At 67.9% G+C, this 24,581-nt stretch carries 22 protein-coding genes and 1 tRNA gene; 10 read left to right on the top strand and 13 right to left on the bottom strand.

What is annotated here, in order from left to right:
• The first annotated feature begins 38 nt into the window (after positions 1-38).
• The 6 genes from ACOGW9_RS13735 to ACOGW9_RS13710 are packed head-to-tail and all read left to right on the top strand — an operon-like array spanning position 39 to position 8,554.
• Positions 39-1,754, top strand: a complete 1,716-nt coding sequence (locus tag ACOGW9_RS13735; RefSeq protein ID WP_419912179.1) for a phospho-sugar mutase — start codon at positions 39-41, stop codon at positions 1,752-1,754.
• 48 nt (positions 1,755-1,802) lie between these two features.
• The gene (locus ACOGW9_RS13730; RefSeq protein ID WP_419912177.1) at positions 1,803-3,569 is read left to right on the top strand and encodes an ABC transporter substrate-binding protein; all 1,767 of its coding nucleotides are present in this window, start codon (positions 1,803-1,805) and stop codon (positions 3,567-3,569) included.
• Between the two features lie 59 nt (positions 3,570-3,628).
• Positions 3,629-4,573, top strand: a complete 945-nt coding sequence (locus tag ACOGW9_RS13725) for an ABC transporter permease (RefSeq protein WP_419912175.1) — start codon at positions 3,629-3,631, stop codon at positions 4,571-4,573.
• Positions 4,570-6,567, top strand: coding sequence for a dipeptide/oligopeptide/nickel ABC transporter permease/ATP-binding protein (locus ACOGW9_RS13720; RefSeq protein WP_419912173.1), 1,998 nt, complete (start codon positions 4,570-4,572; stop codon positions 6,565-6,567). Before ACOGW9_RS13725 ends, ACOGW9_RS13720 begins: the two co-directional genes overlap by 4 nt.
• On the top strand, positions 6,564-7,574 hold the full coding sequence (locus ACOGW9_RS13715; RefSeq protein ID WP_419912171.1) for an ABC transporter ATP-binding protein: 1,011 nt from the start codon (positions 6,564-6,566) through the stop codon (positions 7,572-7,574). The genes ACOGW9_RS13720 and ACOGW9_RS13715 overlap by 4 nt, the downstream gene beginning before the upstream one ends.
• The gene (locus ACOGW9_RS13710; protein ID WP_419912169.1) at positions 7,571-8,554 is read left to right on the top strand and encodes an alpha/beta hydrolase family protein; all 984 of its coding nucleotides are present in this window, start codon (positions 7,571-7,573) and stop codon (positions 8,552-8,554) included. Before ACOGW9_RS13715 ends, ACOGW9_RS13710 begins: the two co-directional genes overlap by 4 nt.
• A gap of 9 nt (positions 8,555-8,563) precedes the next feature.
• Here ACOGW9_RS13710 and ACOGW9_RS13705 read toward each other — a convergent pair whose 3' ends face one another.
• Complete coding sequence (locus tag ACOGW9_RS13705) at positions 8,564-9,691, bottom strand: adenosine kinase (protein WP_419912167.1); 1,128 nt, start codon at positions 9,689-9,691, stop codon at positions 8,564-8,566.
• Between the two features lie 77 nt (positions 9,692-9,768).
• Here ACOGW9_RS13705 and ACOGW9_RS13700 point away from each other — a divergent pair, with 77 nt between their 5' ends.
• Together ACOGW9_RS13700 and ACOGW9_RS13695 are read left to right on the top strand one after the other, a co-directional pair.
• Positions 9,769-12,354, top strand: coding sequence for a M1 family metallopeptidase (locus ACOGW9_RS13700; RefSeq protein ID WP_419912165.1), 2,586 nt, complete (start codon positions 9,769-9,771; stop codon positions 12,352-12,354).
• Positions 12,354-12,482, top strand: coding sequence for a hypothetical protein (locus tag ACOGW9_RS13695; protein WP_419912163.1), 129 nt, complete (start codon positions 12,354-12,356; stop codon positions 12,480-12,482). The genes ACOGW9_RS13700 and ACOGW9_RS13695 overlap by 1 nt, the downstream gene beginning before the upstream one ends.
• On the opposite strand, the gene ACOGW9_RS13690 is transcribed toward ACOGW9_RS13695, so the two are convergent.
• From ACOGW9_RS13690 to ACOGW9_RS13655, 8 genes are all read right to left on the bottom strand, one after another.
• Positions 12,469-13,317, bottom strand: a complete 849-nt coding sequence (locus ACOGW9_RS13690) for a cytochrome c oxidase assembly protein (RefSeq protein ID WP_419912161.1) — start codon at positions 13,315-13,317, stop codon at positions 12,469-12,471. The genes ACOGW9_RS13695 and ACOGW9_RS13690 overlap by 14 nt on opposite strands.
• Positions 13,318-13,319: 2 nt before the next feature.
• The gene (locus ACOGW9_RS13685) at positions 13,320-14,006 is read right to left on the bottom strand and encodes an SCO family protein (RefSeq protein WP_419912159.1); all 687 of its coding nucleotides are present in this window, start codon (positions 14,004-14,006) and stop codon (positions 13,320-13,322) included.
• Between the two features lie 53 nt (positions 14,007-14,059).
• A tRNA-Ala gene (locus tag ACOGW9_RS13680) sits at positions 14,060-14,132 on the bottom strand.
• Between the two features lie 122 nt (positions 14,133-14,254).
• Positions 14,255-14,773 carry a hypothetical protein gene (locus ACOGW9_RS13675; RefSeq protein WP_419912157.1) on the bottom strand — a complete coding sequence of 173 codons (519 nt, stop codon included), beginning with the start codon at positions 14,771-14,773 and terminating at the stop codon, positions 14,255-14,257.
• A gap of 32 nt (positions 14,774-14,805) precedes the next feature.
• A complete protein-coding gene (gene moaC, locus ACOGW9_RS13670; RefSeq protein WP_419912155.1) occupies positions 14,806-15,291 on the bottom strand; it encodes a cyclic pyranopterin monophosphate synthase MoaC in 486 nt (161 codons plus the stop codon).
• Between the two features lie 37 nt (positions 15,292-15,328).
• A complete protein-coding gene (gene moaA / locus ACOGW9_RS13665; RefSeq protein WP_419912153.1) occupies positions 15,329-16,357 on the bottom strand; it encodes a GTP 3',8-cyclase MoaA in 1,029 nt (342 codons plus the stop codon).
• Between the two features lie 46 nt (positions 16,358-16,403).
• On the bottom strand, positions 16,404-17,615 hold the full coding sequence (gene glp, locus ACOGW9_RS13660; RefSeq protein ID WP_419912151.1) for a gephyrin-like molybdotransferase Glp: 1,212 nt from the start codon (positions 17,613-17,615) through the stop codon (positions 16,404-16,406).
• A 24-nt stretch (positions 17,616-17,639) separates the two neighbouring features.
• The gene (locus tag ACOGW9_RS13655) at positions 17,640-18,803 is read right to left on the bottom strand and encodes a UTP--glucose-1-phosphate uridylyltransferase (RefSeq protein ID WP_419912149.1); all 1,164 of its coding nucleotides are present in this window, start codon (positions 18,801-18,803) and stop codon (positions 17,640-17,642) included.
• A 128-nt stretch (positions 18,804-18,931) separates the two neighbouring features.
• Between ACOGW9_RS13655 and ACOGW9_RS13650 the strand changes: the two genes are divergently transcribed.
• Together ACOGW9_RS13650 and ACOGW9_RS13645 are read left to right on the top strand one after the other, a co-directional pair.
• Entirely contained in the window at positions 18,932-19,318 is a 387-nt protein-coding gene (locus tag ACOGW9_RS13650) for an FmdB family zinc ribbon protein (protein WP_419912147.1), read from the top strand.
• A 103-nt stretch (positions 19,319-19,421) separates the two neighbouring features.
• A complete protein-coding gene (locus tag ACOGW9_RS13645) occupies positions 19,422-20,039 on the top strand; it encodes a hypothetical protein (RefSeq protein ID WP_419912145.1) in 618 nt (205 codons plus the stop codon).
• Here the strand turns inward: ACOGW9_RS13645 and ACOGW9_RS13640 are convergent.
• From ACOGW9_RS13640 to ACOGW9_RS13625, 4 genes are read right to left on the bottom strand one after another with little or no spacing between them, the layout of a single operon-like run.
• Positions 20,023-20,901 carry an undecaprenyl-diphosphate phosphatase gene (locus tag ACOGW9_RS13640; protein ID WP_419912143.1) on the bottom strand — a complete coding sequence of 293 codons (879 nt, stop codon included), beginning with the start codon at positions 20,899-20,901 and terminating at the stop codon, positions 20,023-20,025. The genes ACOGW9_RS13645 and ACOGW9_RS13640 overlap by 17 nt on opposite strands.
• An 11-nt stretch (positions 20,902-20,912) precedes the next feature.
• Entirely contained in the window at positions 20,913-21,638 is a 726-nt protein-coding gene (locus ACOGW9_RS13635; RefSeq protein WP_419912141.1) for a PHP-associated domain-containing protein, read from the bottom strand.
• A gap of 3 nt (positions 21,639-21,641) precedes the next feature.
• Complete coding sequence (locus ACOGW9_RS13630) at positions 21,642-22,988, bottom strand: TldD/PmbA family protein (RefSeq protein WP_419912139.1); 1,347 nt, start codon at positions 22,986-22,988, stop codon at positions 21,642-21,644.
• Positions 22,985-24,430, bottom strand: a complete 1,446-nt coding sequence (locus ACOGW9_RS13625) for a TldD/PmbA family protein (RefSeq protein ID WP_419912137.1) — start codon at positions 24,428-24,430, stop codon at positions 22,985-22,987. The genes ACOGW9_RS13630 and ACOGW9_RS13625 overlap by 4 nt, the downstream gene beginning before the upstream one ends.
• Between the last annotated feature and the right edge of the window lie 151 nt (positions 24,431-24,581).

The following is a 24,581-nucleotide window of genomic DNA, read 5'->3' as shown; positions in this document are numbered from 1 at the left end:
GAGGCCGCAGACCGATATGGACGACGCCGAGTGACGACATGACGATTCCCGCAGAGCTGCTGGATTCCTGGCTGAACGTCGACCCCGACCCCGCCACGCGCCGGGCCATCGAAGCCGAGCGGCTCCGCCCCGAATGGGTGGAGAAGCACTTCGGGAGCGTGCTGCGCTTCGGCACTGCAGGAATGCGGGCACCTGCAGGACCGGGGCCGGCGCGGATGAACCGCGTGATGGCCCGCATTGCGGCACGAGCCGTCGGCACCGAGCTGATCGCCAGCGGCCTCACCAGCCGTGGCGCGGTAGTCGGGTTCGACGCCCGGCCCGGCTCCGGCGACATGGCGTTTGATGCGGCCCGGCTGCTCGCCGCCATGGGGATTCCCACCGCCATCATCGACAGCCCAGCTCCCACACCCCTGCTCGCGCACCAAGTGCTCGCCCGCTCCGCCGGGACGGGACTGATGATCACCGCCAGTCACAACCACCGCGACGACAACGGCCTCAAGGTGTACTGGGAGGACGGCACCCAAATCCGGCCACCGCTGGACCAGCGCATTGAAGCTCGCATGGATCTGTTGTCGCTTCCCGACGACGGCGACCTAGCCGCTCGGCACGAGGTCGAAAGCCTCGAGGTGCGATCGGTGATCGCCTCCTACGTCGGGGCAGCCGTCCGCCGCCCCGTCTTCGACGCGAACGGTCAGCCGGTCGATCCGAACGATGTGCCGCCGATCGTGTACACCGCCCTGTGCGGGGTCGGCTCGCAGACCTTGGCCCATGCGTTTGCCACCGCCGGTCTGCCGCCGCCGATCTATGTGGAGCACCAGCGGCATCCCGACGGCACATTTCCGGAGCTGCCGTTCCCCAATCCCGAGGAGCAGGGCACCCTCGACGATGCGATGGCCCTCGCCGACGATCACGATGTCGATCTCGTCCTGGCCAATGACCCCGACGCAGATCGCCTGGCGGTCGCCGTGCGTGACCGGGACGGCGCGTGGCACCGGCTGAGCGGCGATGAACTGGGTGTGCTGCTGTGCGATTGGCTGATCGGCCTGCATGACCGCGGTCGAGCTGGGAAGACGCTCATCTCGGCGTCGTCGGTGGTGTCAGGCCGGATGGTCGAAGCCCTGTGCACTGCCCGTGGTGTGGCCCACCACCGCACCCTGACCGGCTTCAAGTGGATCATGGAGCCCCGGTTGACCCACCCCGGCGCCCGGTGGGTGTTCGGCTACGAAGAAGCGCTCGGCTACTCGGTCACCGACGCCGTGCTGGACAAAGACGGCATCTCGGCAGCAGTGGAATTCGCACGGTTGGCCAGCTCGTTGGCCGCTCGTGGGATCAGCCCGCTCGAACGGCTCGATGAGCTGTCCGCAGAGGTCGGATTGCATGTCACCGGTGCAGCGTCACTGCACCTCAGCTCCGAAGAGATCTCTGCTGCGATGTCAACGTTGCGGGGCGCTTCGGTCCCCGCCATCACCGGCCGCCCAGTGACGAACTTCACCGATTGGCTCGACCGTGACACGTCCCACCCCGCTGACCTCGTCGAATTCGAGCTTGGTCCGGCGGCGGCCGACGCACCCGGTTCAGGAGCGGAGGCAACGGTGCGCATCTGCATTCGGCCCAGCGGCACCGAGCCCAAGGCGAAGATCTACCTCGAAGCCGTCAGACCGAGGCCCACAGACATCCGCGCCGAACGCCGTCTCTTGCAGGAACTGCTCGAGGCCATCGCCGCGGAGGTCGTGGACTGCCTCTGCAGCCTTTAGCCACACTGAACTAACGTCGTGCCAGACACAACCAGTTGGGGGGCAGTCATGTCCGGCCATTCGCGTACCCGTCCGAGTCCGGGGAGGGGTGCGCGACGACGCCCCATCCGGCTGCTGATCGCACTGCTCGCGGCGATGTCGCTGCTGGCGGTGTCCTGCGGCACCGACGATGACGCGGCCGATGGTGTCGCAGACACGCCGAGTGCGGACACCAGTGCGGCCGTCACCGAGACTGAGGATGCAGCGCCGGAGCCCGAACCAGAGGCCGACGAACCGGCAGCCGACGAACCCGCAGCGGACGACGACGCCGCTGGTGCGGCAGAAGAGGACGAGCCGGAGCCCGAAGACACGGCCCCAGAATTCCCCGCCCCGAGCGGCACCATCCGTACCGCGCCGCTCGTGTCGCTCGTCACGATGGACCCGCACAGTTTCCAGGGCGGCGGCCTTCCTTGGCTGACGCCGGTGTACGAGCGGCTGTTCCGCAGCGAGCGCGGCGGAGACGGCTCGATCCAGGGAGTCCTTGCGACCGGCTACTCCGTGGACGGTCTGGACGTCACCATCACGCTGCGGGAGGGCGTCACCTTCAGCGACGGCGAACCGTTCAACGCCGCCGCGGTCAAGGCGAACCTGGAGCGCGGCAAGGAAATCGGCATCAGGTCGGAGTTTGCCGTGATCGACTCGGTGAGCGCTGCTGACGAGTTCACCGTGGTCGTCACGTTGGCGCGGCCGTCCCCGGGCTTCATCACCGATATGGCGTCAGTCGCAGGATTCATGATCAGTCCCGCGGCAATGGACGATCCCGCACTCGACCGCAACCCGGTGGGCACAGGCCCGTGGGTGTACAACGCCGCCGAGAGCCGCGAGGGCGACGTCCACATCTACACGCTGAACGACAACTACTGGGATCCGAGCGCCCAAGGCGTGGAACGCATCGAGGTGTACGACATGCCCGACATGGCGGCCCGGGTCAACGCTCTCAAGACCGGCCAGCTTGACTTCGCTCATATCGCTGGACCGGCCGCTGCGGAGGTGGGGGCTGACAGCTCGCTCGGTGTCATCCGGATGGGCACCAATCTCGTGCTCATGACCCCGATTCTCGACCGCGACGGCACCGTCGTGCCGGCGTTTGCCTCGCCGCTTGTCCGCGAAGCGATGTCGATCGCCATCGACCGGGATGCCTTTGCACAGGTCGTTGACTTCGGCTACGGCACTCCCAATCTGCAGCCGTACCCGAAGGGCCATTGGGCGCATAACGATGCACTCGACGACCAGATCGAGTTCAACCCCGAGCGAGCGCGGCAATTGATGGCAGAGGCGGGTTACGCCGACGGCCTCAGCTTCACCATGCCCTCCATCGGTTTCTTCGGCCGGCACGCGGAAGTCCTCGGCGAGTTCTGGCGAGACATCGGCATCGACATGAACGTCGAAGTGCTCGAGCCCGGCACGCTCGCCGGCCGCAGCCGGAGCACCGACTTCCCCATCACGATGCTGTACTGGGTCGTCGGCACGGACCCCTCGGGCTACCCGGCCTTTTATCTCAATGCCGACGCTCCATTCAACCCGTTCGGACACGAGCCGAATCCGCGATACGCGGAGCTCAACCAACTCGGCTCGGCGAGCCTCGATCCTTCCCAGCGCGCTCCCCACTACCACGAGATGTGGGAGCTCCTCGCTGAGGAGAGATCCGTCCTCTTCATCACGAGCGGCGAAATCGTGCTGGGCACCACGTCCGAGCTGGCGCAGAATCCGACGATCCGGGTCGATGCCGCGCAAGCGGAGGCACCGATCTGGCATGGACTCCGGCTCGGCGGCTAGCCGCAACCCGTCTTCCACGCCGGACGTCGGCGATCATCCATGAACTGTCCTGACGCCGCATGCTGAAGCTCGCGGCACAGCGGCTGGTCGCGCTCGTCCCCCTGCTGTTCATCGTGTCGCTGATGACGTTCTCGATCACCGACCTGCTCCCGGGTAACCCCGCCGAGCTGATCGTGGGCCAGGACGCCACCCAGGAGCAGGTCGACCTGGTGCATGAGCGGCTCGGCCTCGACCAGTCATGGCCTCTGCGGTACTGGGATTGGCTGACCGATGCGTTGCGAGGCGACTTGGGGACATCGTTCTTCAACAGCGTCGAGGTGACCGACGCCGTGCTGCTGCGATTGCCGGTGACGCTGTCGCTGACGCTTGCGGCTGTGGTGGTTGCGCTCGTCATCGGCGTCAGCGCCGGCCTCATTGCGGCGCTGCGACCGGGCGGCTGGACCGACCGGGCCGCAACCGCTGGTGCCACGATCGGCCAAGCGCTGCCGAACTTCTGGCTCGCGCTGATCTTGGCCGTTGTCTTTGCTGTAAAGATCCGGTGGTTCCCCGCGACCGGGTACACGCCCCTCACCGAATCGCCCGCCGAGTGGCTGCGCAGCATCACGCTGCCGGCCATCGCGCTCGGGACGGGTGCCGCTGCGATCCTCGCACGCCAGACCCGCAGCGCGATGGTCGGCGTTCTGCAGTCGGACTATGTCCGCGCCGCCCGCGCGCAAGGCCTCAGTTCGCGCCGGGTGGTGCTGAAGCACGCGATGAAGAACGCCATGCTGCCCGTCGTCACGGTGCTGGCGTTCCAGGTCACCGTGCTGCTGGGCGGCGCGATCATCGTGGAGCAGGTCTTTTCGGTGAACGGGCTCGGCTCACTGGCCGTTACCGCTGTACGTCGCCAAGACGTGCCACTCGTGCAGGGCGTCGTCATCGTCTCAGTGATCGTCGTGGTGCTCACCCAGCTCGTGACCGACCTGCTGTACGGCTACCTCAACCCGAAGGCCCGGCCGTCATGACGGATGTCTCGCCCGGATCCGGGCTCGCGGCTTCGCCTGTTGCCGACCAGCAGTCGGGCGCACCCGGCGGTCTGCTGGGTTCCCGGCAGCGATTCGCCCGGCGCTTCTTCGCCAAGCGTGCCGTCATTCCCGCGTCGCTCATCGTGCTGGCCGTGCTGGTGGCAGGGATCTTCGCGCCCTGGATCGCTCCCTACGACCCGCTCGACCAGAGCTTGCTCAACACGATGCAAGGTCCGTCGCCAGAGCACTGGCTGGGGACCGACGATTTCGGCAGGGATGTGCTGAGCCGTCTGATCTTCGGAGCCCGCATCGTGCTGATCGCGGTTGCCCAAGCGCTGACGGTTGCCGTCGTCATCGGCGTGCCGATCGGGCTGTTCATCGGCTACATGGGCGGCTGGTGGGACCGCATCGTGATGCGCATTGTCGAAGCCGTGGTTTCGGTGCCCGGGATCATGGTGGTCATCGTCATCATCACGGTGCTCGGAACGGGTCTGACGAAGTCGATGATCGCACTGGGCCTGCTGTTCTCGACGGCCTTCCTGCGGCTCGCGCGCGGCGTCGTCATCGCGGAGCGCGAGGAGCTCTACGTGCGAGCCGCACGTGTCGTCGGGGCCAGCACCGGCCGCATCGTGCGCAAGCAGATCCTGCCCAACGTCGCCGCGCCGCTCATCGTGCAGATCACGCTGACGACCGGAACCATCCTGCTCGCCGAAGCAGGCTTGAGCTTTCTGGGCCTTGCGGTGCAGCCTCCCGATGCCAGCTGGGGGACGATGCTGACCTCGGCGACGCAGTTCATCAACCTGCACCCGTGGCTGGCCCTGCCGCCGGGCATCGCCATCGCCCTGGTCGTGCTGGCGGTGAACCTGCTCGGTGACGCCATTCGCGACTCGATCGGGCGCGGCGTCGGCGAAACGGCCACGCTGCAGGCCGGGGCACGAAGCCCATCGGCCGCCAGTTCGGGCGCAGGTGATGCACTGCCGGGCCGGCGGGAGCAGGTTGATGTGCCACCCGATGCAGTTCTGGTCATCTCGTCGCTCGACGTGCAGTTCCCCTCGCCGCGCGGGGTTCCGCTGACCGTCGTCAGCGACGTGTCGCTGCATGTGCGGCCAGGTGAGACGCTCGGTCTCGTCGGCGAGTCGGGTTGCGGCAAGAGCGTGACGGCGATGTCGGTGCTGGGCCTCGTACCCGAACCCGGGGCAGCAACCGCCGAGGCGATCCTGGTGGGGGGCCAAGACGTGTCGGCGCTGCCGCCCCGCGATCTCCAGCACATTCGGGGCACGCAAGCGGCGGCCATCTTCCAAGACCCCACCACGAGCCTGAATCCGGCATTCAGGATCGACGATCAGCTCTCCGAAGTGCTGCGCGTCAAGCGGGGCATGAACCGCAGGGCCGCTCGCAGGCGCGCGATCGAACTGCTGGAGATGGTGGGGATTCCTGATGCGGCGGCGCGCAGCCGGGCGTTTCCCCACGAGCTCTCGGGCGGCATGGCGCAGCGTGTCGCCATCGCGCGGGCGCTGTCGTGCGAACCGATGCTGTTGATTGCCGACGAGCCGACGACCGCGCTCGATGTGACGGTCCAGTCGGAGGTTCTGGCACTGCTGCGAGACCTGCAACGCGAGCTCGGCATGGGGATGCTGTTCATCACCCACGATCTGGCCGTCGTGGCGGACATCTGCGACCGGGCCGCGGTGATGTACGCCGGCGAGATCGTGGAGGAGGTCGACGTCAGCGAGCTGTTCGCGAACCCGCGCCATCCCTACACCGAGGGCCTGCTTGGTGCGGTCCCCCAAGCCGGTCACCGCGGCACGGCCCTTCGGTCGATACCGGGCGTGGTGCCGCAGCCGGGCGAATGGCCGAGCGGCTGCCGATTTGCGCCGCGCTGTCCCTACGCCACCACGCAGTGCACTGCTGCGCCGGTGGCGATCGAGGTGCAGAACGCACATCAAGTTCGTTGCGTACGCGCAGCAGAACTCACCTTGGAGGGTGCCCGATGAGCGGCGCAGAGCCTCTGCTCGCCGTATGGGACCTCGTTGTTACCTACCGGAGTCCTCGCAGCCTCTTTCGCCTGGCCGCTGTCGACATCCACGCAGTCAACGGTGTGAGCTTTGACATCGCCCAGGGCCAGACGCTGGGGCTCGTCGGCGAGTCCGGCTCGGGCAAGTCGAGCACCGGCAACACCATCTTGGGCGTCGTGCAGGCCGAGTCCGGCTCAGTGCGCTTCGACGGCGTCGACCTGACTGAACTCGACGGCAAGTACCCCAAGGAGATCCGCCGCGACATTCAGGCCGTCTTCCAGGACCCCGCCTCGTCGCTGAACCCCTCGATGGTCATCGCGGACATCGTGGGCGAGCCGCTCGACATCCACGAGCGCCTCGACAAGACAGCCCGGCTGGCGGCATGCGAGGAGCTGCTGGAACTCGTCGGGCTGTCCCGAGAGCACCTCGAACGCAAACCGCACGAGTTCTCAGGCGGGCAACGCCAGCGCATCGCCATTGCGCGGGCCTTGGCGCTGCGCCCACGCCTGCTGATCCTGGACGAGCCGGTGAGTGCGCTCGACGTGTCCACCCAGAGCCAGGTCATCAACCTTCTCGAGGAACTCCAGGAACGGCTCGGGCTCACCTACCTCCTGATCGCACACGATCTAGCCGTCGTGCACCACGCCAGCGACCGCATCGCGGTGATGTATCTGGGCAGCATCGTCGAGGAGGGACCGGCCGAAGAGCTGTACGCCGAGCCGGCGCATCCCTATACCCAGGCGCTGCTGGCCGCAGTGCCCGTGGCGAATCCGGTTCGACAGCGCGAACGGCGTTCTGACGGCCGCCGGAGCTTCGGGGAGATTCCCAGCCCGCTCAACCTTCCCTCAGGCTGCCCGTACCGCACTCGCTGCCCCCACGCTCACGATGCGTGCGTGGACGAACAGCCGCCGATGTTCGACTTGGGCAGCGACCGGCGCGTGGCGTGCGTGCTCTACGCCCCCGATGGCAAGGAGATCGTCGGATGAACGCTCACGCAGCTGGGGCCTACGCGGGCATTGGTCCCCACACAGTCGGGATGGCCGAGCACCTCGTTGCCACAGACGAGCCGCGGGACCGCGAGATCGAGCTCACCTGCCGCTACCCCATCGCCGCCGGTTCGCACAAACTGCTGGTGTGGTGCCATGGGCTGGGCGGCTCCCGCCATCGCAGCCGCGACCTGGCCGAACTCTGGGCCAGCCACGGCTTTGTCGTGGTTCAACCGACGTTCGAGGACTCGATCGAGCACGTCGCCAGGAATCATCCCGAGTTCGGCCTCGAACGGCACCACATCGACGACAACGAGTGGGTCACGGTGCCCGAGGTCTACGAGTTCATGCTGGGCAACCTGCTGCAGCCCGCGTGGTGGCTGGCACGCGTCGCTGACGCGATAGCCGTGCTGGACCGAGCACCGGTGCTGCTCGACGGCGTGGCGGACTTCGCCGGAACCGTCGATGCCGCACATGTCGGCGTCGGCGGGCACTCCTTTGGCGCCTACACCAGCCAATTGCTCTCGGGCGTCACGATCGACCTGCCGGGCGCGGGGCCCACGTCGTTCCGGGACGACCGGGTGGACGCTGTGGTGCTCGCGAGCGGACAAGGTCGCAACCAGCAGGGATTGCGAGACGGTTCATGGGACACCGTGGCCTGCCCGCTGCTGAACATCACCGGCAGCAAGGACATGGGAGCCACCACCGACGATCCGAATTGGAAGCGTGAGCCGTTCTTGTTCGCGCCGCCCGGTGACAAGTACGAAGCCTGGATGGAGGGTGCCGACCACGGACTGGGAGGCATCAGCGGCAGCATGGCGATGTTTGCCGCGAACGAACACCATCGGAGGATTGTCGAACAGACGACGCTGGCGTTCTGGCAGGCCTACATCGCCGACGATGCAGACGCTATGGCCTGGCTCAACTCTGAAGGGCCTCGCGAGTTCGGCGCACCGATCCTGTCCTTCGAGCGGCGGTGAAGCTTCGCCTCAGATCACCCCGGCGGCCAGCTCGTCGAGGGGCACGAGCGGTCGGGTGCCCACGTGTGAGATGACTTCGGCGGCGGCCACCGAGCCCAAGCGGCCGCACCGTTCGAGGTCGAATCCCTGAGCCAGCCCGTACAGCACGCCTGCTGCGTACAGGTCGCCGGCGCCGGTGCGGTCGACGACGTTGTCGACCGGTTCGACCGGCACCTGCACGATCTCATCAGGCGTCACGAGAACCGCGCCTGCTGCCGAGAGGGTCACCGATGCAATGTCCACCTGGCCCTGCACCGCCGCCAGCGCCTCGTCGAGATCGTCGGTCTGGTACAAGGCCTTGAGCTCGGCGGCGTTCGCGAACAGGATGTTCGTGCACCGGTCGACCATGTCGATGAACTCGCGCCGGTGGCGGTCCACGCAGAACGAGTCCGAGAGGCTGAGTGCAACCTGGCAGTCGTTGCCGGGCGCGGCACAGTGCTCGGCCACCTCGCGCAGTGCCGCCCGGGCAGCCGTCGGATCCCACAGGTAGCCCTCCAGCAGCACGGTGCGGGCTCGGCCCACCATGTCCCAGTCCACGTCAGCCGGTGCGAAACCGGCGGACGCACCCAGGTAGGTGCTCATCGTTCGCTCGCCATCAGGGGTGATGACGACGGTGCAGCGTCCCGTGGGGTCGTCACGCGGCGCTCTTGCAGTTGCCTGAGTGACCCCATGTGCCGACATGTCGGCGACGAACAGATCGCCGAGCCCGTCCGCGCAGACGCGTCCCATGTAGCCGGCGCGGGCGCCGAGCGCAGCGATGCCCAGCATGGTGTTTGCCACCGACCCGCCAGGCGTCATCTCGTCGGCGCCGCCGAGCAGCTCCACCATGGCGGCAAGCTCAGTTGCCCGCCGGGTATCCACCAGCGTCATCGCCCCCTTGACGATGCCCAGACCGTCGACGACGGCGTCATCGGCGCGCAGCAGCACATCCACCATTGCATTCCCGATGCCGACCACGTCAAGCGGCTCGGGCTCGGCAGTGGCATCGGGTGCATTCCCGATGCCGACCACGTCAAGCGGCTCGGGCTCGGCAGTGGCATCGGGTGCATTCCCGATGCCGACCACGTCAAGAGGCTCGGGCTCGGCCGCCGATTCCACGCACGTGGGCTTAGCACCTCGACTCGCCCGCTCGCACGACCTGCTCCCGCAGCGAGGGCGTCGGTAGTGTGCGCGCCGTGACGCTTCTGACTGATAGCTCGCCCGACGCCAACCCCTACCGGCTGCCGCGTGACGTGCACCCCGTCCGCTACGACATCCTCATCGAGCCGGACCTCGAGGCGGCGCGGTTCGTCGGTGAAGTCAGCATCGACGCCAAGGTGCATGCGTCGATCGACAGCGTCACCCTCAACGCCGCAGAGCTCGAATGCACCGATGCGACCCTGCGCCAAGGCGACAGGACCGTCGGGGCCGATATCTCGTTCGATCCCGACACCGAGCGGATGCTGCTGCGGCCCGCAGACGGCAGCCGGCTCGAACCTGGCGACCTCCAGATCGCATGCATATTCGCCGGTGTGCTGAACGACCAGCTCCGGGGCTTCTACCGGTCCACGTTCGTCGACGAGGCCGGCGAGACCCACACCATTGCGACGACCCAGTTCGAGTCCACGAACGCCCGGCGGGCATTCCCGTGCTTCGACGAGCCGGACCTCAAGGCGGTCTTCGGCGTCACGATGATCGTGCCGGCCGGCCTCATGGCAGTCAGTTGCGGGGAGGTCGTGTCGTCGGAGACCCTGCCCGACGGCCGCCGGCGCGACACCTTCGCCGACACCATGCAGATGTCCACCTACCTCATGGCCTTCATTGTCGGCGATCTCGAGGCCACCGATCCCGTCGACGTGGGCGGCGTGCCGCTGCGCATCGTGCATGTGCGGGGCAAGTCGGCCCTGACGAGCTTCGGGCTGGAAGCCGGAGCGTTCGCGCTGGCATGGCTCGTGGACTACTACGGCATCGACTACCCGGGCACCAAGGTGGACCTCATCGCCGTGCCCGACTTCGCCTTCGGCGCGATGGAGAACATGGGCGCCATTACCTTCCGCGAGACGCTGCTGCTGGCCGACCCGCAGAAGGCCACCACCGCGGAACTGCTGCGCATAGTCGACGTGGTGGCCCACGAGCTGGCCCACATGTGGTTCGGCAATCTCGTGACGATGGACTGGTGGAACGGCATCTGGCTGAAGGAGGCGTTCGCCACGTTCATGCAGGTGGCCACCACCGATGCCTTCCGACCCGAGTGGAAGCGCTGGGACGAGTTCTGCATCGAGCGGGGTGCGGCGTTCGACGTCGACGCGCTCAGCTCCACCCGTCCCGTCGAGTACGAGGTGATCTCACCAGCCGACGCCGAGGGCATGTACGACGTGCTGACCTACGAGAAGGGCGCGGCGGTCGTGCGCATGCTCGAGCAGTACCTCGGCCCTGATCGGTTCGCGGTCGGCGTGCAGCACTACCTCGAGCGCCACAGCTACGCCAACACCACCACGACCGATCTGTGGGATGCGCTGGAGACCTCCAGCGGCGAGCCGGTGCGATCGGTCATGGACGGCTGGATCTTCAAGGGCGGCTACCCGATCCTGTCCGTCGAGCGCCACCCCGACGGGTTGAAGGTTTCCCAGCAGCGGTTCACCTACGGCGGCGACGCTCCGAACGCCGCGAGCGCTGGGCAGAGCGACAGCGAATTGTGGAGTGTGCCGGTCATGGTGCGTGCCCAGCTCGCTGGGACAGGCACTGTCGAGCGACGGTTCTTGCTCTCGGGCGCCTCGACGGTTGTCGACTTGGGCGGATCGGTCTCCTGGGCGGTCGTCAACTCGGGCGGGCACGGTTACTACCGGGTTCGCTACGGCGGCGATCTGCTCGGGGCAGTGGCGCGCCAGGCCCTCGAAGTGCTCGACCCCATCGAGCGCTACGGGTTGGTGGACGACACCTACGCAGCCGTCGTCGCGGGCGACGCCAGCGCGGCCGAGTTCATCGAGCTCGTCACCGACCTGGGACTCGAGACCGACCTGCACGTGTGGCAGCGGATGATCGGGGGCCTCAAGGGGCTGCACGCCATCGCGGAGCCGACCGGCAGGGCGGCTCTGGAGGTGCTGATCCGGGACCTGGCAACGACCGCGCTCGGCGTGCTGGGATTCGAGCCCCAGCCGGGCGAGCCGGATCTCGACCGGGAGCTGCGCGGGGTGCTGTTCGAAGCCGCGGGCGGCCGCGGCCGTGACGAATTGGTGCGCACTCGCGCACGAGAGATCTTCGAGACGTCCATCGGCAACGGCAATGCGGTCGAGCCGAATCTGGCTGCCGCAGCCGTACAGGTCGCAGCAGCAGCAGGCGACCAGACCGACTACGAGCGGATGATCGATCTCTACCGCTCAGCAGATACCCCCCAGAGCGAATTGCGCTACCTGCAGGCACTGCTGGGATTCGAGCCGCGCGACCTGTTCGAGCGAACGCTCGAGCTGATCGCCACCGAGGTGCGCACCCAGAACGCCCCCTACATGCTGGGAGCTGCCATGACACATCTGGACTGGGGTCCCGTGGCGTGGAAGTTCGTTCGCGACCAGTGGGACGAACTGACCAGCCGCTTCCCGCAGAACTCCATCCCCCGCATGGTCGGCGGCATACGCGGGCTGAACACCCGTGAACTCGCCGACGAGGTCGAGGCGTTCTTCGCCGAACACGAGGTGCCGCAGGGCGCGCTCACCGTCGCCCAGCACCTCGAGAAGATGTGGGTGAATGTCCGGCTACGCGAGCGCGAGAGCGCCCGCCTCGGCTGATGTTCGGCCGGCCACCGCGGCGGCCGATGCGGCCGGGCGACGAGGTGTGGCTGTCCGTTCGCGCACTCGCTGCCGCCGCAGCCCTGCTGGCGGCAGTGATCTACTGGGCGCTTGTCATCGCCGACTAGCAGGCGCGAGGCTGGCCTGCTTCGACTCGTCGGCCCATCGCATCATCATGGCGAGGATGGTTCCCCACACGATCGGGATGCCGCCCAGCTTCATGATGAGCCCCGCCATCTGCTGATCGGTGGCTGCGTCGAGACCGTAGAAGCGCGGCGCCAGCTCGTAGGTGGCGTAGAGGGGGAAGCCGGCAAAGGTGAGGAACCCGGCCGGAACCGCCGGCACGACGCCGAGCGCGAGGAACAGGTACACCATCTTTCCGGGATAGTGCTGCAGTCGATGCTCGACGAGCGGAGAACAGATCGGCAGCCACACCACCACGCCGGAGATCAGCCACACCACGTCCATGACGAACGAACCCGCTTGGTTCGCCCGCAGCGTGTCCACCGCCCAGGGCGAGTGGGTCGCCACCAGACAAGCATTGAACGCAAGACCGGCGAAGACCGGCTGGGTCAGCCGGGTCATGAACCGGTACAGGCGCAGCTTCGCCAGGATCCGCCTCGCCATCGGCTCGGGCGTGCCGAGCACCAGCAGCGGTGCCGCAACCAGCGTGTACAGCATGAACTGCGCCATGTGCGCCGACGCCAGATAGCCCGCACCGAGGACGCCCAGTGGCCAATCCGATGCCACCCAGAACGCCACCACCCCAGCCCCGAAGAACCACGCCTGCCGCCGGTGCAGCGCAGCCGACGCGGAATCCTGCGACAGCGCATGGGTCTGGCGGATGCGGCGTCGAGCCCACACATAGGGCACGGCGATGGCTGCCGACGCTGCCCACACGCCGGGGTAGGCACGCCATGCCCATGTCCAAGGCTCCTGCAGCGCTGAGCACCAGAACCGCATGACTACAAGCCTGCATCGGCGGGATCGTCCGAATCAATGCCCGCCAGGATCGGCAGGTCGTGATCGAATTCGGATTGCCGGGTGGGGTACGGGTACTGCGCGTAGCCCCAGCCGTTGGGTGCAAATGCGAAGACGCGGCCATCGTGGGCGACGTCGTAGGCGCCGTGGTCGTGCGTCATCGACCCGTCCGCTTCGGCGGTGTCACCGTGTTCGGTCGTGGTGGCAGGAAACACCTTGATTGATGCCAGCGATCCAAGCGCGTTCTGCAGCTCGGTCAGCTGCTCTTCGCTCTGCGGGACGATGCCGACGAATTCCGTGCTGAATTGGTCGAGGTAGGCACGCAGGATCTCCGGCGAGTCCCGGTCGGGGTCGACCGTCACTGCGATGACCTGCACGTTGCCGGGCGCCCCTGGTCGCCCCAGCACACTGGCGAGCTGCGCCATCTGGACCCCGCAGATGTCGGGGCAGTTCGTGAAGAGCTGGTACACGAGTCGCACCTGCCCCTCGGTGTCGTCCGCCAGGTGGAAATCGTTGCCCGAGGTATCGGTGAGTTCCATCTGGGGTATCTCCCGCAACTGCGAGGGCGCCACGGCGAGGCCCTCATATCGCGACTCGGACTCGTCCGCAGACGCGCACGCGCCCGTCGCGAGCGCCGCCACCAGAAGGCACGCGATGAATCGGCCCAGCATCGAGGGCCCCCGCGTGAGCCGGAACCTCACCAAGCGGTCCCTGGGGCTCAACGTGGAGGTGAGGGGAATCGAACCCCTGGCCTCTTCGATGCGACCGAAGCGCTCTACCAACTGAGCTACACCCCCTAACGGGCGGGGGCCGAATATACCTGCGGCTGTCGCCGCGCCTATTCGTTCGCCATTCGGCGCCGCGCCTATTCGTTCGCCATTCGGCGCCGCGCCTATTCGTTCGCCATTCGGCGCCGCGCCTATTCGTTCGCCATTCGGCGAACCATCTTCACCGTCGACGAGGAGCTCTGGTCTCGCAACGGCAGGTAGTGCACCTCAGCGGTCGGCGCGGCTCGTCGCCGGCGCACCACCAAACCGGCATACGAGGCGGTGAGCCCACCCATGCAAACGAATGCAGCGAGTGCCCAGAGCGAACCGGTCGCCAGCGTGCCGGCCATAGTCACCAGCATGCACAGCGCAAGCAGCGACCCGATGTCCCGCCGGCGGACTGCTGCTTGCTGCGGTGTGGTGGGCATCGTCGTGGACGGGCCGACCCGACGCCGAGCGGGACCCGGCTGCGATTCGCCGCTGTCCTTCGGACGCTGTCGCTGCGAGAGGTCGGCCGCGGCAGGCACCGACCGCCCGAGCGAGTCGAGCTGCTGCCTGAATTGGTCAAGCGATGACGTTGCGCGGCGTCGCGGCCGGAACCGCCGAGCGACATCGGGTGCCAACACCACGACCCAAGCGATCGCCAGGAGCACCAAGACCAGTTGAGTCACGCAACACCTGCCTCGCTGGCGGGCCTGCCCACTTAGCTTGCCACGTCGCGGCGGTACGTGCCTGACTTGCCGCCTGTCTTCTCCCACAGGGTCAGGTCGCCGATGACCATCGAGCGGTCAGCGGACTTGCACATGTCGTAGATGGTGAGCGCGGCGACCGAGCAAGCCGTCATCGCCTCCATCTCGACGCCGGTTCGATCCACCGTCTCGACTTGGGCCTCGATCTCGATCCACGTGTCGGCGATCTCGAAGTTCACATACACCGCGCCGACGAGCAGGGGGTGGCAGAGGGGGATGAGGTCCGGGGCGCGCTTGGCGGCCTGGATGCCGGCCACCCGGGCGACCGCGATGACGTCTCCCTTGGCGATCGCGCCGCGAGCGACCAACGACGCTGTCTCGGCTGCCATGTGCACACGGCAGCGAGCGATCGCCCGGCGGTGGGATGCCTCCTTTGGCGTCACATCGACCATGCGTGCCCGGCCGAGCGGGTCGAGGTGGGTGAAGGGTGACTCGGCCATGTCCTCAGCCGCCTCTGTTTCTCATGGTCGGCGGCCCTCAGCCGCCGATCTGACTCATCGTGCGCTTCGGTCGGATGAAGTTGACCTGTCCGATCGAGTGACCAGCCCACTTGGTGCCGACCGCACCTCGGATCGCATCGGCCAGCCGGTCGTCCAGCTCGTCGCCCGCAGCGCCGCTGCGCAGGATCTCACGCATGTCGAACTCGTCGAGCGCGAACAGGCAGGTGCGGAATTGGCCCTCAGCCGTCAGTCGCACCCGGTCGCAGTTGTCACAGAACGGCTTAGTGACGCTGGCGATGACACCGACATGTCCGCCGCCGTCAAGGTATCGATAGCGCTCGGCAGGCTCATTGGCTCGCTGGACGGGCTCGGTCGGGAACACCTCCGAGATCGCCGCCAAGATCTCGTCTGCGGGCACCACCACTGCCGACGTCCAGACGTCACCGGCCTCCAGCGGCATGAATTCGATGAAGCGGACTTCGATATCGCGCTCCCGTCCGAACCGGGCAAAGTCGATGACCTCGTCATCGTTGATGCCGCGCATCATGACGGTGTTGATCTTGGTCGGCGCGAGCCCGGCGTCGATGGCTGCGTCGATGCCGTCGAGGACCCGGTCCAGCTCGTCGCGCCGGGTCAACTCGAGAAACCGATCACGCCGCAGCGAGTCGAGGCTGATGTTGATGCGTGACAGTCCTGCGTCTGCCAGCGGCTTGGCATGCATGCGCAAGGTGGCGCCATTGGTCGTCAACGCCACGTCGACACCCAGTGCGGCGAGACGTTCCACCAACTGGGGCAGATGAGCCCGCACCAAGGGTTCCCCTCCGGTCAGCCGGATGCTCTCGAAGCCGAAGCGCTCCACGCAGACCTTGGCGAATCGCTCGATCTCTTCGAAGCTGAGGATCTCCGAACGGGGCAGCCATGTCATGCCCTCCGCAGGCATGCAGTACTGGCAGCGGAAATTGCACCGATCGGTGACAGAGATGCGCAGATCGCCCACGACTCTGCCGAACGGATCGACGAGATCCGCCGGTCGTGCTTGAGCCAGAGCCCCCGCTGAACCGTTCATCGATGTGAGCGTACCCAGTCGCCTGCTCGCAGGACGTCGGGCGACCTCAGTCGAGCAGGAGCACGTCGACCTTGTCTCCGGCGCGAACTCCCGTGCCATCGGGCACGACCGCCAGCGCATTCGACTTCGCCATGGCCCACAGCATGTGCGAGCTCTGGCCTCCGGCTGAGCGCACCTCGATGCGGCCGCCCAGCGGCGTGGCGAGCACCCGCATGAAGTGCGTCTTGCCATCGGGGCGCCGGGGCAGGTCTTCGGCAGCGAACGCCAGATCCGGGGGCCGGATCGGCTGCGGGTGACCCATCATCGAGCGCAGACCGGGCCGGGCAAAGAGCTCGAAGGACACCATCGAAGACACCGGGTTGCCGGGCAGTCCGAACACCGGAACGTCGCCCACCGTGCCGAACGCCAGGGGCTTGGCCGGCTTGATGGCCACCTGCATCCACCGCATGTCGCCGATGCGGTCGAGCACCGCCTTCACGTAGTCGAAGTCGCCCATGCTGACACCGCCGGAGGTGACGATGGCATCGCACGTCTCGGTGCCGGTGCGCAGGGCAGCCTCGATTGCGTCCGGATCGTCGGGAGCGAGACCGAGATCGACTGGCGTCACATCGGCCCGTTGCGCCAATGCCAGCAAGGTCCGGCGATTGGAATCGCGGATCTGGCCCGGCTGCAGCGGGCTTCCGTCGTCGACCAGTTCGTCGCCGGTGGACAGCACGCCGACGCGTGGCCGCCCGAATACCTCCACCTCGGTCATGCCGAGGCTGCACAGCACGCCGAGGTGACCGGCAGTGAGTTCCGTTCCGGCGGGGAACACAGGCTCACCGGCTCCCAGATCGTCGCCGATGGGCCGGACGTGATTGTCCGCAGGGACGCTGACCTCGACGCGCACGATCTCCGGGTCGGCTGACGGCTCCGAGATGATCGCCGTGCGCTCCACCATGACGACAGCGTCGGCACCCGGAGGGACTATTGCGCCGGTCATGATGCGACTGGCTTCGCCGGGGCCGACGGTGACCTGCGGCGCGTGGCCCGCCGGAATCGTCTCGACGACGCGCAGCTCGCACGGCGCATCCGCCACATCGGCCGACCGCACGGCGAAGCCGTCCATGGCCGTGTTTGCGAATTGCGGGATGCTCTCGGACGCGATGATCTCGCTGGAAGTCACCAGGCCCAGTGCGTCTGCAACCGGCACACGCTCCGGCTTGCGAGCCGGGCACCGATCCAAGACATATGAACGCGCGGTCTCAAGTGGCAGCACAGGGCGAAATGTACCTGCGAGGGACTACCCGCCGGTTGTGACCCCCCTGGCCGCGAGGATGCGGGCGATCTCTGGGCGGCGCGCTTCGAGCTCTTGGGGGTCCTTGACAGGCTGGAAACGCCCGTCAGTCCCATCGCGGTCGACCAGCAGCATCGTGGTGTCCACAAACGCCGACAATTCGCCGATCAGTCGCTCGAACTGCACGACCTCGGTGCCGTCGGCAACCTTGCGCACCTCGAACCAGGTGAGCGGCCAGTCCGCCTCGAACACCTCCACATCGGCGATCAGGGAGTTGGTGTTGGTGGCACCGGTCGCCAGCGGATCGACCCCCGGCGGCAAGCGGAAGGCCTCGACGATCTGCAGCCGACCGTCCACCCGCCACGGCGCGCCGCCGGCCGCATGGCCCGGGACGACTTCGCAGGTGAGCGGGCGCTGTGCGGCCAAGTGCGCTCCGATGACCGCCGGGTCGAGCGTGGCTGCGGCGTTGTCGACGTTGGTGACGAACAGGTGCCGCCCACCGCTGCGGGCGAACTGCTGCAGCACACCGCTGTGGCGCATCGCCCACGGCGCATCGCCATGGCCCGGAGCGTGCAGCGACACAACGCCGTGACGGTCACGAAACAGCCCGCCATCGGTCGAGAGCCGCATGGAGATGCCCTGCGGCGCGATGGCGACCGGCACGCGCGCACCGTCGCCCGCCGACGCAGCCCAGCGGCGCAACGCGCTGTCGGACTGGAAGCTGCTCATGAGCACCAGCGGGATCGCGCAATCCAATTCGCTCGCGAGCTGCTGCAAGTCAGCGATCTTGACGTCGGCGAAGGTCAGCGGCGGGATGATCTCGGCCAGCGCCTTGACGCCTCCCCCGAAGCGGGTGGCCATGCCTCCAGCGAGCAACAACACGCCCACGTGGCCAGCGGCAATCGCCTCGCGGCCGGCGAGGTCGAGTCGTTTGCGTTCAGGCGAACCGGTCGGCGGCAACCGCACGAGATCGCCGTCGCGCGGTGGCTCGATGCGGCCGCGAACCCAGTTCGCCTCGGCCATGGCGCCTGAGCCGGCTCGAACGGACCCGTCGATGAACTCGGCGCGCAGCCGGTCGAACACGTCGGGATCGAAGCCGTACTCGCTGAGCAACCGGGCCGTGCGGGCGTCGACGCCGTAGCGCTCCCCGAGTGCTTCAGCGTCGTGCACGGCGACTCAAGCTAGCTCGGTCGGAAACCCGAGCACCCGCCACCCCGCATGAGCTCGGGCTCCCCCGGGGACGCCTCGCTACACTGCCCGACGGTCCGACGCTCGCCGCTCCCCTTGGGGACAGGGGCGTGGCCGGACTTCTGGCTGGACGCCGCAACGGAGACCTCATGCCGATCTACGAGTATCGCTGCACCGACTGTGGTCAGACCTTCGAGCGCCAGCAGAGCTTCAGCGATGATCCGATCACGGTGTGCCCGCTGCCGGCTGACGGCGCTGCGCTCAATGGGTCGGTGACGGAGTGCGGCGGCGAGGTCCGCAAGGTGTTCTCCAGCGTCGGCATCAGCTTCAAAGGCAGCGGTTTCTACCGCAACGACAGCAGATCCGAGAGCCGTTCGAAGTCGACGACTTCTGCCAGCGGCTCATCCAGCACAAGCAACGAAACAGGAACCAAGGATTCGACCCCGTCGGGAGGCAAGGAAAGCTCTTCCGTCGGGGCCGCCTCGGCGTCAGGCTGACGCCCGCCGCATCAAGACAATCCCGCAGCGGTACAGCCGCTGCGGTGATCGAAACACGCCCGCAGCGGCACAGCCGCTGCGGTGATGTGCGACGGAGGCTCCCATGACGCTCCTGTCACAGCTCGGCGATCTCTGGCAGCGCCGACCCAATCTCGTGCACTGGACCGCAGTCGGCGTCGTTGCGCTCGTCGCGCTGGTGCTCGTGGCCGGAACGCAAGGACGGGCGCGGTCGGCTGCCGCAGCATGGGGCGCCCCCGTGCGTGTGCTGGCGGCGAGTTCCCCGCTGGCAATCGGGACCTCGGTGGAAGGCAACGTCGACCTGGTCGAAGTCCCGGCCCACCTGGTCCCTGCTGGGGCGCTCACCAGCACTCTCGACGTAGGCGATGTCACCCGGACCGTGCCCCGCGGCGGCCTGCTGACCGAGCTCGACATCGATCCGACCTCCGGCGTCACTCCGGGGCGTCGCGGTATCGGCATCGGCGTCGGCCCCCACGCCCCCGAGGTGCGGCCCGGAACCGCAGTCGAGCTGATGCTCTTCGCCGACATCGATCCGTTCAATCCCGCCGAGGCCAACGTCAGCGCAGATCGTGTCCGGGCCCACGTCCTCGCTTCGCAGGCAGAGCGGTGGCTGGTCGAGGTTGATGCTGCGGACCTCGAATCAGTCGCTCGAGCGAGCGCAACGGGAGTGATCGTTCCCGTCGTCCTCAGCGCAACCCGCTGAACACGACCACGGCGACCGCCACCGCCAACACTGCCCGGTAGCCGAAGAACAGTGCGAACGGCGAGCGCTGGGTGCGCTGGCCCATCCGGTCCAGCAACCGCACCATCGCAGCGACGCCAGCCCACGACGACACGACGGCCGTCGCGGCGCCGATGACGATCAGCTGCACGTGCACCGCGCTGGGAGCGGCCTGTGCCAGCGTGCCCGCGCGGTAGAGGCCCGCCCCGGCGATCACCGGCAAGCTCATGAGAAACGCCAACCGCGCTGCCGCTGCGCGGTCGAAGCCCAGCCATCGCCCCGCCGTGATCGTCACACCCGAGCGGCTCACACCTGGCAGCAACGCCATCGCTTGCGCGAAACCCATGGCGGCGGCGTCCCGCAGACCGTACGTGTGGCGCTCGCGCTCAAGTCCCCGCCGGGCGGCCGTCACGTCGGACCGCCACAGCAACCAGCCGAACGCGGGCAGCAATGCTGCGATCAGCAGCGGCTCTTCCGCCAGGTCGAGCACGACGTCTTCCAGTGCCAGTCCCACCAGCGCCGCGGGGATCGCCGAGACGGCAAGGCTGACGGCGACCACGGTGTGGGGGGTGGGGTTGCCCCGGATGCCGCGCCACAGTGCGACCGCATAGCGGGCGATGTCAGCGCGCAGGTACAGGGCCGCTCCGGCGAGCGTGCCCACGTGCAGCGCCACGTCGAATGAGTTCTCCAGCTCGTTGTCGCCATCGAAGAGGTCCCAGCCGGCCAGCCAGGGCACCAGCTCGAGGTGGGCACTGGAGGACACCGGGAAGAACTCGGTCAGCCCCTGCAGCAGGCCGAGCACGATCGCGACGCCCACGTCCGCGACGCCGGCGATATCACCCAACGCAACAGCCCCTAGTCGTCGCTCCCCACCGATGGGATGATGCGCGGTCTCCAGCGACGGGGCGGGTCATAGTGGTGGCCGACCGCCCAGCCCTGGCGCATCGACGCTAGGAAGCCGGCCGGATCGTTGTCGTCGAAGTCCGGCATCTCCAGGTACGCGCCCCCGAGTGCTTCTGCCACGTGGGCGTCGCTGCCGGCGCCCGGCGCCAAGCCGTGCTCGCCCGCATAGCGCGCCGCACGCGAGTTGAGGCTGTTGAGGCTCGTCTTGGAGTTCAGCACCTCCATGCCGTCGACGAGGCCTTCGGCGACAAGCTCATCGAGCACGTCGTGACGGAGGTTGTTGCGGAGCGGATCGAACGGGTGCGGGATATAGACAAGCCCGCCCTGCGACTTAATCGCCTGCGCGGCCGCCACGGGTGCCAGACCCTGCGGCACCCGTTCGGTCAGGAACAGGCCGATGAGCTCGCCGGCATGGGTCTTCATCTCCTCGCCCACCACGACGCGGGCATCCAGCTCGCCTTGCAGCTGCTGGGCGCCACGCACGGCGTTGTGGTCGGTGATGCACACGACGTCTATGCCGCTCTCCGCGAGGCACTCGGCGAATTCCTCCGGCGTAGTCGTCGAGTCCCCCGACCACATGGTGTGGGTGTGAAAATCCACGCGCACCCAGCCCGCGGGGCAGTCGTCTGCCAAGTGCGGGTGCCGTTCGACGGCTGCTGGGGCGGGCGTTCGAGGCACAGCTCACACCCCCGACAGCGCGACGTCGGCGACGACCAGCGGCGGCATCGACAGGCCTCCCGCAAGCGGCTCGGCGGTCGCCCCGATGCCGCAGATCCCCAGCAGCATCCGCTGAAGCGTGGACGCGATCGTGGCTTCCCTGAAGGGCTCCGCCAACTCGCCGCCGGCGATGCGATGGCCCCACGCGCCGACCGAGAAGTCGCCGCTGGTGGGATTGACCCCGCTGTGCAGTCCGCTGACGCCCCGCACCAAGACGCCATCGGAGATGGACGCGTTGAGCTTGTCGTTGGCGATGTCGCCGGTGGCCACGACGGGCGCGTGGATGCCGACTCCGGGAACGGACCGGGTGCCTCGGACAGCCGAGCCGGTGGAGGCCGTGTCTGATCGGCGGGCGGTGTACGCGTTGTGCAGGAAACTGTCGAGCACGCCGGCGGAGATCAGCATGTTGCGGCGGGCCGCCAGCCCTTCCCCGTCGAAGTTCGTGGCGCCCAAGGTCCCGGGGTCGGTCGGGTCGTCGACCAGGTTCAAGCGCTCGTCGGCGATCTGAGAGCCCACGCGGTCGGCGAACGGGGAGCGCCCCTTGAGCACGCTGTCCGCTGCGAGCACGCTCGCGACCACGCCGATGAAGGCGGCCGCGACCGAGGGGGCGAGCACGACCGTCAGGTGTTCGCTGGGCGGCTTGGTCGCTCCCAGCTGTCCGGTGGCCAACTTGGTCGACTCCGTGACGACTCGTTCGACGTCGAGCTCGTCGGGCCGCCGAGCGGCATCGCCGGCGTAACCGATCTGGGTCTCGTCACCGTCGGTGGCGAGCGGCTGGGCGCCGATCGAGCAGCTTCCCGTCGAGGTCCGCACGCAGATGCCCGTGCTCGACGCCAGGGCCGACTGCGACCAGCCGTCGCTCCAAGCGGCGACACGCACACCAGAGATGCGCGGATCGGCATCCAGGCAGCGACGCTCGAGATCGATCGCCGCGGCGATCTTGTCCGAATCAGGAACGCTCAGCACCGCCGGGTCACCGAGTTCCAGTCCGGGAGGCTCCACGCCGTCGGGCTCGGCAAGGCGCTGGTGCGGGTCCGACTCGCCGAACGCAACGTTGCGGCGCGCCGCTTCCAGCGTGTCAGACACCACATCGGGATCCAGCGAACCGGCGAACGCGAATCCCTGGCGACCGTCATCGAGCACACGCACGCCGATTGCCGCGGTCACGCCCGAGCGCAGCGATTCCACCTCGCCGTTGTACGCCCGCACCGTGGTGGAGCGCCCCGTCGAGACGCACACCTCGATCTGCTCGTTGCCCGCAGCCCGCTCGCAAACCTGCTGCGCCAACCGGGCCAGCTCATCGGGATTCACGCGGCGGTGCCCCCGACGGTCAGGGCTCGCACCCGCAGGGTGGGCTGGCCGTCGCCGACGGGGACGCCCTGGCCGTCCTTGCCGCAGGTGCCGGGATGGCCCATCGCGAAGTCGTTGCCGATCGCATCTATGTCCACCAGCACCTGGGGGCCGTTGCCGATCAAGTTGCCTTCGCGCAGCGGCTCGGTGATCTTGCCGTCCTCGATGAGGTAGGCCTCGGTCATGCCGAACACGAAGTCGCCGGTCGCCGTGTTCACCTGCCCGCCGCCGAGCTGGGCCACATACACGCCGGTAGGGGTGTCGGCGATGATGTCGTCGGGGTCAATGTCGCCGTTCGTGACGAAGGTGTTCGTCATGCGGACCATCGGCAGGTGCGTGTAACTCTGGCGACGGCCGTTGCCCGACGGCGCGCGCCCGTCGTCCCGGCTCCGCAGCCAGTCCCACATGTAGTCGCTCAGCACGCCGTCAGAGATCAGCACGTTGCGCTGCGTGGGATGGCCCTCGTCGTCGATTCTCAGCGCGCCCCACTCGGGACCCATCGTGCCGTCATCCACCAGCGTCACACCCTCGGCAGCCACCTGCGAGCCCACCCGGTCACGGAATACCGACGCGCCCTTGCGCACCAGGTCGGCTTCGAGCCCGTGCCCGCAGGCCTCGTGAAACAGCACGCCGCCGCCGCCCCGGGCGATCACCACGGGCACCTCGCCGCTCGGCGCCGGACGGGCGGCCAGCTTGGTGACGGCGCGCTGTGCCGCACGCTGGGCCAGCTCGGCTGGGTCGCAGTCGTCGAACAGCTCCCACCCGACTGTGTAGCCCACGGTCTCGCGGCCGGTCTGCAGGCCGCCGTCGCCGCTCGCCACGCAGCTCACCGAAAACAGCGTGCGGACCTGATCGTCAGCCGCACAGACGCCATGGGAGTTCGCCACCAAGATCCGGCGGCGGCTGTCGGCGTAGCGAGCGGTGACCTGGGTGATCGCTTCGTGGGTGGAGCGCGCGGCCTCGTCGGCCGCCCGCAGCAACGCCACCTTGCGGTCCGCGCCGACGGTCGTGGGCAGCACCTTGACGCGGGGCTCCGTCGTGCCGCCGCCGCGGAACGACTCCATGTCCACCGTCCCGCCCCCCGGAGAGCGGGTCGCCACCGCCGCTGCCGTTCGTGCCGCGTCAGCCAGTCCCTCGGGCGTCATGTCCGACGTGTGGGCATAGCCCGTCACCTCGCCCGCTGTCACCCGGATCCCGACACCGCGGTCCCGACCCGAGTTCATTTCCTCGACGCGTCCCTCGTCGAACAGCACGCCAGTCGAGGATCGATCCTCCGCGAACAGCTCGGCCCACTCGCCACCGGCACGCAGGGCTTCCCGCAAAGTCGCATCAACAACGTCAAGGTCGACGAGCGGTCCGGCTCCGGTGCTGTCGGCAGTGATGGTGGGGGTCGTCGGAGTCATGGAGTGCGCCGTTGTCGTGGGTTGGCTGCGGGGATATCCGAATCGTCGGCGAGACGCGTGTCCGCGACTCATGTCCCGCAGTGCGGCCACACTATTGTGCGAAGCCACGTGAAACGCTTCGGGAGGGAAGTGCGCAGCGGTGCTGCGACCA

This window comes from Candidatus Poriferisodalis sp. (genome assembly GCF_965203655.1).
Taxonomy (GTDB): domain Bacteria; phylum Actinomycetota; class Acidimicrobiia; order Acidimicrobiales; family Poriferisodalaceae; genus Poriferisodalis.
Note: the sequence above shows the minus strand (reverse complement) of the source record. Positions and strands in the feature narration are given on the sequence as shown.